Origin of the sequence: Pseudomonas sp. RW407 (assembly GCF_003176655.1) — a bacterium.
Taxonomy (GTDB): domain Bacteria; phylum Pseudomonadota; class Gammaproteobacteria; order Pseudomonadales; family Pseudomonadaceae; genus Pseudomonas; species Pseudomonas delhiensis.
On sequence record NZ_QGSL01000091.1, the window covers coordinates 327,979 to 340,828 of the forward strand.

Sequence of the window (12,850 nt, forward strand, 5' to 3'; positions counted from 1 at the left end):
TGGTACCTCTTGTCATGGCGCCGCCCGACGCAGCCGGGCGGGCGAATCAATCCAGCGCGCGCACCGCCACCTGCGCCTGCAGGCGGGCCAGGCGCTCGCGGTCGGCGATGCCGAAGTCGAACTGGGTCACCGCCAGGGCGGCCACCGCGGTGGCCTGGCGCAGCACCTGTTCGGCGGGCCGGCCGGCGAGCAGACCGTCGACCATCGCCGCCAGCAGCGAATCGCCGGCGCCCACGGTACTGGCCACCTCGACCTTCGGCGGCGTCGCCTGCCACAGCCCCTCCGGGCCGTACCAGCGCACGCCCTCGGCGCCCTCGGAAAGCACCAGGTGCTCGATGCCGCCGGCGCGCAGGGCGCGGGCCTGGGCATCGAGACCGCCCTCGCCCGCCGGGCCACAGGCCTCGGCCAGCTCCTCGGCGTTCGGCTTGACCAGCCAGGGCCCGGCCGCCAGCCCCTGGCGCAGGGCCTCGCCGCTGCTGTCCAGGGCCACCCGCAGGCCCAGGTGCTTCAGGCGCAGCAGCAGCTCGCGCAGCCACTGCGGCTCCACGCCGCGCGGCAGGCTGCCGGCCACCACCACCAGATCCTGGCCGACGGCCAGTTCGTCCAGGCCGTCGAGCAGACGCTGCCGGGCAGCGGCGTCCACTTCCAGGCCGGGACCGTTGAGATCGGTGATGCGCCCGCTGCGCTCGGCCAGCTTGATGTTGCTGCGCGTCTCGCCCGGCACGCGGACGAAGGCGTCGCGGAAGCCGCGGCGGCGGAACAGCGCCTCGAAGGCTTCGGCATTGTCGGCGCCGAGGAAGCCGCCCACGCTCAGTTCGTGGCCGAGGTCGGCGAGCACCTGGGCCACGTTCAGGCCCTTGCCGGCGGCCTGGGCCAGCACCGCCTCGCTGCGGTTCACCGCGCCCAGTTCCAGGCTGCGCAGGCGCACGGTGAGGTCCAGCGCCGGGTTCAGGGTAAGGCTGAGGATACGGGCCATCAGCGTGCCTCCCCCAGCGCCCGCGCCACCAGGGCGCGGACCTCCGCCGCCGAGGCCAGGCCGAGGGCGGCGCTGGCCAGTTCGCGGGCCCGGCCCATGTCCAGCTCGCGCACGCCCTGCTTCACCAGCGGGATGCTGCGCGCGGACACGCTCAGCTCGTCCACCGCCAGCCCCAGCAGGACCGGCAGCGCCTGGGCGTCGGCGGCCAGCTCGCCGCACACGCCCACCCACTTGCCGTGGGCATGGGCGGCGCGCACGGTCATGTCGATCAGTTGCAGCACCGCCGGGTGCAGGCCGTCGGCCTGGGCGGACAGCGTCGGGTGGCCGCGGTCGATGGCCAGGGCGTACTGCGTCAGGTCGTTGGTGCCGACGCTGAAGAAGTCCACCTCGCGCGCCAGCACCGGCGCCAGCAGCGCCGCCGAGGGCACCTCGACCATGATGCCCAGCTGCAGGTCGGCGCAGTCGTACTCCTCGCGCAGGGCCAGCGCCAGGTCGCGCGCCTGGCGCCACTCCTCGACCTGGCCGACCATCGGGAACATGATCCGCAGCGGCCGGCCGGCGGCGGCCTGCAGCAGGGCGCGCAGCTGCGTCTCGAAGATCTGCGGGCGCTGCAGCGTCAGGCGGATGCCGCGCACGCCCAGGTAGGGGTTGGCCTCGGCCGCGATCGGCCAGTACGGCAGCGGCTTGTCGCCGCCCACGTCGAGGGTGCGGACCACCAGCGGGCGGCCGCCGAGGGCGTCGAGCACGCGGCGGTACTCGGCTTCCTGGGCCGCCAGGTCCGGCGCGCGCGGGCTGTCGAGGAAGACGAATTCGCTGCGCAGCAGGCCCACGCCTTCGGCGCCCAGTTCCACCGCCTGGGCGGCGCCGGCGCTGTCGCCGAGGTTGGCGCAGACTTCCACCCCATGGCCGTCGCGGGTGCGCGCCGGCTCGTGGCGGCGCGCCTCGGCCAGGGCCTGGTGGCGCAGGCGCTCCTCGCGCTGGCGCAGGGCCTGTTCGAGCACTTCGCCCGCGGGCGCCACCACGAAGCGGCCGCGTTCGCCGTCGAGCAGCAGCGGCGTGCCCGGCGGCAGCGCCAGCAGCCCTTCGCCGGCGCCGACCAGGGCGGGAATGCCCAGGGCGCGGGCGATGATGGCGCTGTGGGAAGTAGCACCGCCGCGTACGGTGAGGATGCCGGCCACGCGTTCGGGGTCCAGGCGCGCCACGTCGGAGGGGCCGACCTCGTCCATGACCAGGATGTACGGTTGCGCCGGCTCCGCGGGCAGGCTCACCCCGCACAGGCGCGCCAGCACCCGGCGACCGAGGTCGCGCAGGTCCGCCGCGCGCTCGGCGAGCAGGGCGTCGCCCAGGGCCTCCTGCTGGCTGGCGGCCTGTTCGATCACCGCGTGCCAGGCCGTTTCGGCGCTGGCGCCGTCGGCCAGTCGCACGGCCACCTCGGCGCCCAGTTCGGGGTCGTCGAGCAGGGCCTGGTGGGTGACGAAGATGTCGCGCACCGCCTTGCTGCGGCTGCTCTCCACCAGGGCCTCGATCTCCGTGGCGATGGCGGCCTTGGCCTCGGCCATGCGCTGCGCCTCGATCTCGGGGGATTCGCCGCGGGCCGGGTAGCGGAAGGTCGGTTCCACCTGCAGGTGCGCCGGGCCGCTGGCGATGCCCGGCGCGGCGGCGATGGCGGCCAGCCATTCGCCCCGCGCCGGCTCGGGCTGCGGGGCTTCCGGCGCGGCGGGCGCCTCGGGCTCCACGGGCGCTTCCGCCAGCGGCAGGACCTCCTCGCCCAAGCCCTGCTCCACTGCCTCGCGCAGGGCCGGCAGGGCCGCCTCGGCGATCGCCGGTTCGGCGAAGAACTCCAGCACCTGGCCGCGCCGCGCGCCCAGGCTGAGCAGCTTACTCAGGCTGCGGATGGACACGGGCACGGCGTCGCTGTCGGCGATGCGCACGCGGATCTCGCCGTCGAAGTCGCGGGCCATCTGCATCAGCACCTGCGAGGGCCGCGCGTGCAGGCCGTGGGGGTTGGCCAGGGGCACGCGCAGGCTCGGCCAGTCCACCGGCAGTTCGCCGCCCAGGGCCTCCAGCACCGCACGCACCGAGGCGGCCCGCGCCAGCTCGCTGCCGCGGCCGTCCACCAGCAGGTCGCACAGGCGCTCCAGCGCAGCGCGTGCGGCGTCGCCACGCTCGGCCAGGCAGAACAGCCCGCGCAGGGGCAGGCCGGCATGCTGCAGCTCGCGCTGCGGGGTGACGAAGGCCAGGCCGGGGCGGTTGACCTTTTCCCCGCCGCCCAGCCACCACAGGCCTTCGCCCAGCGGCAGCGCCTCGCCCTGCTGCAGCGCGGCAAGGAAGCCGCTTTCCACGCAGCCGGCGGCCTTCAGCCGGCGCGCGGCGAGCAGCAGCAGTTCGTCGAAGTCCTCGGCGCCCTGCCCCAGGGCCACCAGTTGCGCGTCCAGCGCCAGGGGCTGCGGCGCGCCACGCAACGCCTTCAGCAACTGCTCGGCGTCCTGCGCCTGGCGCAGCACCGCGCCGGTGTCGCCCTCGCCCAGGGCGCGGGTCAGCAGTTGCAGCAGGTTCAGGTGCTCGTCCGAGCGCGCGGCGATGCCGATGGCCAGGTAGACGATCTGCCCGCCGCCCCAGTCCACGCCTTCGGGGAAGTGCAGCAGGCGCACGCCGGTGCGGCGCACCAAGTCGCGGGTCTGCGGGGTGCCATGGGGGATGGCGATGCCCTGGCCGAGGTAGGTGGAGCCCTGGGCCTCGCGATCCTCGAGCCCGGCGAGGTAGCCCGGTTCGACCAGGCCGTCGGCCTCCAGGGCCTGGCAGAGCAGTTCAAGGGCGGCCGGCTTGCCCGCGGCCCGCTGTTGCATGCGGACCTGCTGCGCGGTCAGTTCGAGCACATCGTTCTCCTCACCGGCCCGCCCGGGAGGAGGACCGGGTTGCCGGAACGGGGCGGTTATCCGCTTGTTGGGGTGAACAGCGAGGCTGTCCCTGGTGACCAGCATAGTGGCCGCAGGCAGGGGGACAGCTTTTGCTGAATCGTTTCACCTATTGAGACTGGCACGTTACCCGATAATGCGTGATCCTTGGAAGCCTCCAGTTGTCAGTCAGCAGTGCCGGGGTATGCGTTGAAACTCAGTGATATCGCCCGTCTGGCCGGGGTCTCGGTGACCACGGCCAGCTACGTCATCAACGGCAAGGCCGTGCAGCGGCGCATCAGCGCGGCCACCGTGGAACGCGTGCGCGCGGTGATCGAGGCCCACGGCTACCACCCCGACCAGCAGGCCGCCAGCCTGCGCCGCGGGCAGACGCGCACCCTCGGCTTCATCCTCCCGGACCTGGAGAACCCCAGCTACGCCCGCATCGCCAAGCTGCTCGAACAGGGCGCCCGCGCCCGTGGCTACCAGTTGCTGATCGCCTGCTCCGACGACGAGCCGGAAAGCGAACGCCAGGCCCTGAACCTGTTCCGCGCGCGGCGCTGCGACGCCCTGGTGGTAGCCAGCTGCCTGCCGGCCGACGACGACAGCCACCAACTGCTGCTGGACAAGGGCGTGCCGGTGATCGCCATCGACCGCCAGCTGGACCCGCAGCGCTTCTGCTCGGTGGTCAGCGACGACCGCGACGCCGCCCAGCGCCTCACCGCCACCCTGCTGGCGCCCGCCCCGCGGCACGTCGCCCTGATCGGGGCGCGGCCGGAGCTGATCATCAGCCAGGAACGCAGCGCCGGTTTCGAGCAGGCCCTGCGGGGCTTTCGCGGCGAGCGCTTCATCGAACAGGGCGCCAGCTTCAGCCGCGAGTGCGGCCGCCAGTTGATGGAGGGCCTGCTGCAGCGCCTGGGCTACCTGCCGGACGCATTGATCACCACCTCCTACGTGTTGCTGGAGGGCGTCTTCGATGTGTTCCAGGCGCTGCCCGGCGGCTGGCCGCGCGACCTGCGCCTGGGCACCTTCGGCGACACCCAGCTGCTCGACTTCGTGCCGCTGAAGGTCAACGCCATCTCCCAGCAGCACGCGCTGATCGCCACCCGCGCCCTGGAACTGGCCCTGGAGGCCGTGGAGCAGGAGCACTACCGGCCCGGCGTGCACCCCATCCCGCGCACCCTCAAGCTGCGCGCCGGGTGACCGCCATGCGCCTGGTCGACACCCACAACCACATCGACTTCCCGGACTTCGACGCCGACCGTCCGGCGCTGCTGCAACGCTGCGCCGAACTGGGCGTGGAGCGCCAGGTGCTGCTGGGGGTGTTCCGCGAGAACTGGGAGCGGGTGCTGCAACTGGCCGAGCAGAACGACGCGCTCTACGCCGCCCTGGGCCTGCACCCGATCTACCTGGCGCAGCACCGCCCCGAACACTTGCGCGACCTGCGCGAGCACCTGCAGCGCTTGGTCGGCCACCCGAAGCTGTGCGCGGTGGGCGAAATCGGCCTGGACTACTACATCGAGGAACTGGACCGGGAGGCGCAGCAGGCACTGTTCGAGGAACAGTTGCGCATCGCCATCGACTTCGAACTGCCGGTGCTGCTCCACGTGCGCCGCGCCCACGCCGCGATGATCGCCACCCTCAAGCGCTTCCGCCCGCCGCGCCGCGGCATCGTCCACGCCTTCGCCGGCAGCCGCGAGGAAGCCCGCGAGTACATCAGGCTGGGTTTCCGCCTGGGCCTGGGCGGCGCGCCCACCTGGCCGCAGGCCAACCGCCTGCGCAAGACGGTGGCGGAGCTGCCGCTGGATTCGATCGTGCTGGAAACCGACGCCCCGGACATGGCCCCGGCGATGTTCCCCGGCCAGCGCAACAGCCCGGCGCACCTGCCGGCGATCTGCGAGGCGCTGGCGGAGTTGCGGGGGGTGAGCGCGGAGGAGCTGGCGGAGGCCAGTACGCGGAATGCCAGGGAGGTGTTTGGCTGGACGTAGGGCGTACAACCGTTCGCGGTTGTACGCCGTTACACCGAGGCCCTAGCCAACGCCCAGGTCAACCCCTGAGCCGCCGGGAATCAAGGCCAGACGGCGGATAACGCCGTAGGCGTTATGCGCCCTACACCAGACCCACCCATAACGTAGGGCGCATAACCGTTCGCGGTTATCCGCCGATACACCGGAGCCACAGGCCAAACGGCGTATAACGCGGAGCGTCATACGCCGTACGCTCCCGGCAACATCCTTTTCACCGACAACCCGGCACCCGCGAGATGGGGAAGCGTCCTTGCGCTCGCGCGGGGGCCGGGCTGCTGGCGAAAACCCCTTAGACCCTGAAGGCGCCGATCAGCCGCTTCAGCTCCACCACCTGCCCGGACAGCTCGCGGCTAGCGCGCTCGGTCTCGTTGGCGCCCAGGGCGGTGCGTTCGCCGGCCTGGTTGATCTGCACGATGTTCTGGTCGATGTCGTGGGCCACCGTGGTCTGCTGCTCGGCGGCGGCGGCGATCTGCTGGTTCTGGTCGACGATCATGCCGACCGCGCCGAGGATGTTGTCCAGCGCCTGCTGCACCTGCGCCGACTGGCTCACGGTGCCGTCGGCGGTCTGGTGGCTGCTGCCCATGGCCTTGACCGCCGCGCCCACGCCGTTCTGCAGGCGCGCGATCATCTGCTCGATCTCCTCGGTGGACTGCTGGGTGCGCTTGGCCAGGGTGCGCACCTCGTCGGCCACCACCGCGAAGCCCCTGCCCTGCTCGCCGGCCCGCGCCGCCTCGATGGCGGCGTTGAGCGCCAGCAGGTTGGTCTGCTCGGCGATGCCCTTGATCACGTCCAGCACTCGGCTGATGGAGGCGCTGTCGGCGGCCAGCTGGTTGATCACTTCCACCGACTGGTCGATCTCCGCGGCCAGGCGCTGGATGCTGCCGACCTGGGACTCCACCAGGTCGCGGCCGCTGACCGTCTCCTGGTTCACGCTCTGTGCGCTGCCCACGGCGGCGGCGGCGCTGCGCGCCACTTCCTGGGCCGTGGCGGCCATCTGGTTCATCGCCGTGGCCACCTGCTCGATCTGGTCGCGCTGGCCGGCCACCGCCTGGTTGCTCTGCGCCGACACCACTTCCACGCGGCCGGTCTGCCGTTCCACTTCGGCCACGGTGCGGCCGACCTGCTCGATCAGGTCGTGCACCCGGCGCACCGTCTCGTTGAAGGCCTGGCCCAGCTCGCCCAGTTCGTCGCGGCTCTGCGCCTGGTAGTTGACCGTCATGTCGCCGGCGGCGACGCGCTCCATCATCGCGCCCAGGCTCTTGAGCGTGGAGCGGGTGGAGACGTAGAAGCCGCCATAGAGGTAGACGATGGCGAGGAACACCACCAGCAGCGCCACCACCAGCAGGACCATCTGCGCCTGCTTGCCGGTCAGGCGCTGCTGCAGCTGGCCGTCGAGGTAACCGAGCACCTTGTCGTCGAGCTGGTAGGTCTTGTCCATGCCCTGGCTGAACTGCTCGTAGAACTGCGCCCAGGGCGTGTCGAGGGCGTCGGCCATCACCACCTTGTCCTCGACCAGCTTGCCCAGGCTCTTGAGCGTCTCGCGGCTGGCCGCGGCGTCGCCGGCCAGCGCCTGCTGCGCCGCGCCGCTGGCGCCCAGCACTTCCTGCAGCTTCAGGGCATATTCGGCGTGGAGCTTCTCCAGGTCCTGCAGCAGGTCGTCGAGCTTGCTGCTGGTGGAGGAGTTGAGGAACCCCTGGCCCAGCGCCGCGGTGCCCAGCACGCGGCCGCGGCTGATGGTCTCGGTGACCGCCGGGGTGACGCTGCTGATCAGCTCGGCCATCTGCCGCACTTCGGCGCTGTCGTCCTGGCTCAGGCCGGACTGCGCGGCCAGCAGCTTGTTGAAGATCTGCACGTTGCTCAGCAGGTGCGTGGCCATGCCGGCCTTGCTCTGCATCGAGCCCTCGGCCTCCACGGCCTTGAGGGCGGCGACCAGTTCGTCGCGCTTGGCGGTGAAGGCCGCCACCTGCGCGCTGTCCCGCGCCACCGGCTGCAGGGCCGCAACCGCGGTGCGCAGGCGCTGCTGCAACTGGGCGATGCGGCTGTCCAGGTCGCCGGTGCCACGGCTCTGGCCGATGCCGATGTTGATCTGCAGGAGGTCGTTGTAGGCCTCGACGTCGCGGCGGACCTGCATGCCCGAGGCGATCAGCTGCAGGCTCTGCAGCTCGGCGCGGGTGCTGACGAACTGGCGGTAGGAATCGCGCACCAGGTAGAAGTTGGTCACCAGCATCGGCAGGAAGAAAAGCACGCTGATGAGGCTGAACTTCATGCCGAAGCTCAGGCGGTTCATCAGTGCGATAGCTGGATAGAGCACGGTCTTCACGTAAGACGTCTCCTGTTCCCGTTGTTGTTCTTGTGTGGGATGGCCGGTGCGGGGCGCCGGGCCCGCGCATGGCGCAGGCTCCTGTGTACCCGATATCGGCGGGACGTTCTGTAACTTAAGGTTAAAACGCCATCAGTGGCGACGTGCGGTACTCAGAGGAACAGCGCGCACAGGGCGAAAGCCGCGTACCAGAAGACCGCCGCCCGCACCAGCAGCTGCCAGAGCGCATCCAGGCTGGCGACCCCGGCCGGGCCGGGCGTGGCGTCGCACAGGTCCTCGCCGACGCAGGCGGCCTGGGCCAGCAGGCGGGCCGCCGGGACGTCCCAGGCCAGCAGGTGGTGCAGCAGCACCCGGGCCACGGCGGCGAAGTTGCCGACGAAGGCGAAACTCAGCGCCAGGGCCCGCGCCGGCAGCCAGTCGAAGGCATGGCGCAGCAGCGCGGCCCGTTCGCCGAGCCCCGCGGCACGGCCCAGGTGCACCTCGGTCAGCGACAGCAGCCGGTAGGCCAGGGCCGCCGCCGGGCCCAGCAGGGCATACCAGAAGATCACCGCGAAGAAGCCCTGGAAGGCCTGCCACACCAGCATGCCCTGGACCTGGGCGAACAGCTCGGCATCGGAATCGGCCTGCACGCCCAGGTCGCGCTCGGCGACGTGGTAGGCGCCCTGCAGGTCCTCGCGCCGCCAGGCGTCGCGGAACGGCCCCATGGCCTGGTGCACGTCGCCGCGGCCCAGGCTCCAGACCAGCACCAGCAGGTGCACCGGCAGCGCCAGCAGGCCGTATGCCAGCGGCTGCAGCAGCGTCAGCACCAGCGCCAGCACCAGCAGGGGCCCGAGCAGGGCCACCAGCAGCGCCAGCCAGGGCCGCGCCGCCACGGCCGGCAGCCCCTGCACCATACCCAGCCAGGCGAGCCAGGCGCCATCCTTCTGCAGGCGCGCGCGCCAGCCGGAGAACTTCTCTACCAGCAGGGCCAGCAGCAGTACCAGGAAACTCATGTCGACTCCTTGGAAAGAGCGGCGAGGAAACGTTGCCAGTCGAAAGCCGGGCCCGGGTCGGTCTTGCGCCCCGGGGCGATGTCGCTGTGGCCGCGGATGCGTTCGGCGGTGATGGCCGGGTAGGCCCGCAGCAACTGCCGGCCCAGCGCCGCCAGGGCGGCATATTGCGCATCGCTGTAGGGCTCATCGTCGGTGCCTTCCAGCTCGATGCCGATGGAGAAGTCGTTGCAGTTCTCCCGCCCATCGAAGCGCGACACGCCGGCATGCCAGGCGCGGTCGTTGCAGGAGACGAACTGGAACACGCTGCCGTCGCGCTCGATGAGGAAGTGCGCGGACACAGTCATTTGCGCGATGTCGGCGAAATAGGGGTGCTCGTCGGCGTCCAGGCGGTTCTGGAAGAAGCACTGCACCTTGCCGGTACCGAACTGCCCCGGCGGCAGGCTGATGTTGTGGATCACCAGCAGGGAGACCACCTCCCCCTCCGGGCGGGCGTTGAAATTGGGCGAAGGACAGTGGCTGACGCCCTGGCACCAGCCGCTGCGGGGATCGAACTGCATAGGGGCTCCTTGATTGGGCCCACTCTAAAGCAGCTTGCGGCGGAAGAGAACGATTGGGGTTGTTGTGGGGGATGTCGGGGCCTTGCGGTTCTACCGCCCACCGCGAGGCATGGCACTCCCGTAGGAGCGGACTCCGTCCGCGATAGCCGAAGGTGCCGGCGCGATTCGCGGATGAGATCCGCTCCTAGGGGTTGCATCAACACCGCGTCCATGTAGGAGCGCGCCCTGCGCGCGAATCGCGGGCAGGGCCCGCTCCTACAGTTTGCTATGAGGCAGGGCGTTTCCGCTGTGTAGGAGCGGACTTTGTCCGCGGTAACCGGAGGTATCGGCACGATTCGCGGATGAGATCCGCTCCTACGGATTGCCCCGACACCGCGTCCATGTAGGAGCGCGCCCTGCGCGCGAATCGCGGGCAGGGCCCGCTCCTACAGTTTGTTGTGAGGCAGGGCGTTTCCGCTGTGTAGGAGCGGACTTTGTCCGCGATAACCGGAGGTATCGGCGCGATTCGCGGATGAGATCCGCTCCTACGGGTTGCCCCGACATCGCATCCATGTAGGAGCGCGCCCTGCGCGCGATTCGCGGGCAGGGCCCGCTCCTACAGTTTGTTGTGAGGCATGGTGTTTCTGCTGCGTAGGAGCCTTGTCCGCGATAGATGAGGGTACCGGGAGCACGGAGCGTGCTCCCTGGGGAGGAAGGCTCAGGCGTTCTTCAACCGCCGCAAATTGCCGATCACCGACTCCAGCGCACGGTCGAACAGCAGGGCGTCGTCCAGCAGGCGCACCGCGTTGCGGCGGAACTCCACGGCCAGGCCCATGCGGGTCTTCTCCAGCACCTTCATGCCGGTACGGTTGACGAAGATGTAGCGGCCGGTCGGCTTGATCACCGCGGCCAGCTTGCAGCGCAGCTTGTGCTCGGCATCCTCGTGGATTTCCACCCAGCTGCCCACGCGCAACTCGTCGACCTTGCGCAGCGACTCGTCGTCGTCCGCCAGCAGCTCTTCCGGCTCCGGCGCACGCTCCTCGTCAGGCGTCGCCAGGACGATCTCCTCCACCACCGCGACCATCTCCGGCTGGCCGCTGGCCTGCGCCGCGGGCGCCTCGACGGGCTCGTCGAGCAGCGGGATGCCATCCAGCAGGTCGTCGTCGGCCGCCGCTTCCTGCGCCTGCTTGAAGCGCTGGAAGGCTTGCACGTGCAGGCTCTCCAGGCGGCTGAAGAACTCGCCGGTGGAGAACGGATCGAAGGCCGCGCTGGTCAGGCCCTCGCGCAGCGACTTGAGCAGTTGCGGGACCATTTCCAGCAAGCGCGTGCGGGACTCCGGGTCCTCGTGGGGCTCGACGCTCCAGATCAGGTCGTCCATGGTCGCCACGGCGTCGCGCCAGGGTTGCGAATCGCTGCCGTGCTTCAGGCAGGTCAGCAGCAGGACCTTGCTCCAGGCCTCGCGCAGCAGGCGCACCACCACCTCGGGCAGGGTACGGCCGAACAGCCGCTGGTTGAGCACCAGCGCCACCTCGCGCCGGGCCGCGTCGGCACGGGCGCGGCCTTCCTCGGCGTCGCGGGTGCGCTGTTCGAGCAGTTCGCTGCGGCGGCGCTCGTCGCCGGTGTAGGCGATGAAGTCTTCCAGCAGCACGCCGAAGATCGCCGTGTCGTCGACGAAGTCGTTCAGCAGGCGCATCACCACCTGCTCGATCTTCTGGTACAGGCTGTCGCGCTGCAGGTCGGTCTGTTCCGCCCAGCCGAGCGCCGCCGAGGCGATCTCGTTGAGCAGGCGCCGGGCGGGATGGTTGCCCCGGCTGAAGAAGGTCTTGTCCAGCACCGCGACCTTGAGCATCGGGATCTGCATGCGGCCGATCAGGGCCTTGAGCGAATCCGGCAGGTTGCGGTCGTCGAGGATGAACTCGAAGAGCATGGACACCAGGTTGATGACGTCCTCGTCGACCTGCCCCACCACCCGCGAGCGCCCGCTCTTGTGGCTGACGCGGTTGAGCAGGTGGTCCAGGTGGTGGCGCACGTCCACCTCGTCCATGCCCTGGGCCGGCAGGTGGTCCTGCAGGTGCGAGAGCAGGCGCATCAGGTCGTTGCTGGAAATCGGCACCGCGTCGGCGGGCACCTGGCGGCGCGCGGCCAGGCTGCCGCGGACCTGGGACATCAGCTCCTGCAGGGCGCCGAAGGCCTCCTGGCTCTCGGCATCCGGATAGGCAGCGGAGGCGGCGCCCTGTGCGGCTGCACCGGCGTAGCCGCCACTGGCCGGAGCCTCGGCGGCGGGACGGGACGGGCGGCGCACGGGGGCGGACTTCAGCTCGGGCAGCACGCCGTGGGCGACAAGGATCTCGTTGGCCTCGGCATACAATTGCTCGAGCTCGGAAAGGACGTACTTCTCGAACAGCTTGAGGACGATCAGCTTGACCTTGATCTCCACGCCCAGGCCCTGGCAGGCCTCGAGGAAGGCCTCGCACAGCGGGCGCGGGCCGAGCGGGTTGGTCTTGTCCTCGACCTTGTTGCTGACCAGGGTGTTCAGGCGCGTGGTCAGGTGGCCCAGGGCCAGGCCGTCGCGGCTGAGCACCTTGCCGACCATGGCGTCCATCGCCACGGTCTCTTCCAGTTCGTCGTTCTGTACCAGCGACAGGTTGTCGAAGGAGACGGCGTCCAGCTGGGGCGCCTTGCCGATCTGGTACTGGTTGAGGTTGGCGAAGCCCTCGAAGAACTTCTGCACGAAGCCGCGCTCGATGCCCTTGCGCTTCAGGCGCAGGTCGCGCATGGCCTCGAAGAAGGCGCTCTGCTCGGCGTTGCTGGTGGCACGGTCGGCCATCTCGAAGAGGGTGTCGTCGGCATTGTCGAACAGCACCTGCAGGGCCTGGCGCAGCTGGACCGAAGCCTTGTCACGGACGTTGACCAGCGCCGCGGGCAGGCGCCCGGGGATAGCAGTCGGCGACTGGCCCTGGGCCGCCTTGTTCAGCGGCACTACGTTCGCGTCGTTCTGCATCGCAAGTCTCCTGCCGACGGGCCTGCCAGGGCTTCGACGGCAATGTTCGGGGGAGCGTTGTCCGTAACGTCAATCAGATGGCGTCAAAAATAAGAATCATCTTA

The 12,850-nt window shown here is 70.4% G+C and carries 8 protein-coding genes and 1 pseudogene; 2 read left to right on the top strand and 7 right to left on the bottom strand.

Annotated features, from left to right (window positions below; all coding sequences use genetic code 11):
* Window positions 1–46: 46 nt before the first annotated feature.
* Together pfkB and ptsP are read right to left on the bottom strand one after the other, a co-directional pair.
* Window positions 47–976 (bottom strand): 1-phosphofructokinase, encoded by a 930-nt coding sequence (pfkB, locus tag DK254_RS13770; protein ID WP_109934220.1) that lies wholly within the window; start codon window positions 974–976, stop codon window positions 47–49.
* The gene (ptsP, locus tag DK254_RS13775; RefSeq protein WP_109934221.1) at window positions 976–3,852 is read right to left on the bottom strand and encodes a phosphoenolpyruvate--protein phosphotransferase; all 2,877 of its coding nucleotides are present in this window, start codon (window positions 3,850–3,852) and stop codon (window positions 976–978) included. Before ptsP ends, pfkB begins: the two co-directional genes overlap by 1 nt.
* 228 nt (window positions 3,853–4,080) lie before the next feature.
* Here ptsP and cra point away from each other — a divergent pair, with 228 nt between their 5' ends.
* Both cra and DK254_RS13785 read left to right on the top strand, forming a co-directional pair.
* Complete coding sequence (gene cra, locus DK254_RS13780) at window positions 4,081–5,073, top strand: catabolite repressor/activator (protein ID WP_109934222.1); 993 nt, start codon at window positions 4,081–4,083, stop codon at window positions 5,071–5,073.
* 5 nt (window positions 5,074–5,078) lie between these two features.
* Window positions 5,079–5,858, top strand: coding sequence for a TatD family hydrolase (locus DK254_RS13785; RefSeq protein ID WP_109934674.1), 780 nt, complete (start codon window positions 5,079–5,081; stop codon window positions 5,856–5,858).
* 328 nt (window positions 5,859–6,186) lie between these two features.
* Here the strand turns inward: DK254_RS13785 and DK254_RS35185 are convergent, their stop codons facing one another.
* The 5 genes and pseudogenes from DK254_RS35185 to DK254_RS13805 form a co-directional block, all read right to left on the bottom strand.
* Entirely contained in the window at window positions 6,187–7,116 is a 930-nt protein-coding gene (locus tag DK254_RS35185) for a methyl-accepting chemotaxis protein (RefSeq protein ID WP_371921146.1), read from the bottom strand.
* Window positions 7,093–8,184, bottom strand: a pseudogene (locus DK254_RS35190) (methyl-accepting chemotaxis protein); the annotation flags it as partial. The gene DK254_RS35185 and the pseudogene DK254_RS35190, both read right to left, overlap by 24 nt.
* 185 nt (window positions 8,185–8,369) lie before the next feature.
* Window positions 8,370–9,209: a regulatory signaling modulator protein AmpE gene (gene ampE, locus DK254_RS13795; RefSeq protein ID WP_109934224.1), complete on the bottom strand. Its 840-nt coding sequence runs from the start codon at window positions 9,207–9,209 to the stop codon at window positions 8,370–8,372.
* Window positions 9,206–9,766 (bottom strand): 1,6-anhydro-N-acetylmuramyl-L-alanine amidase AmpD, encoded by a 561-nt coding sequence (gene ampD, locus DK254_RS13800; protein ID WP_109934225.1) that lies wholly within the window; start codon window positions 9,764–9,766, stop codon window positions 9,206–9,208. Before ampD ends, ampE begins: the two co-directional genes overlap by 4 nt.
* Window positions 9,767–10,463: 697 nt before the next feature.
* Entirely contained in the window at window positions 10,464–12,746 is a 2,283-nt protein-coding gene (locus tag DK254_RS13805) for a DUF1631 domain-containing protein (protein ID WP_109934226.1), read from the bottom strand.
* Between the last annotated feature and the right edge of the window lie 104 nt (window positions 12,747–12,850).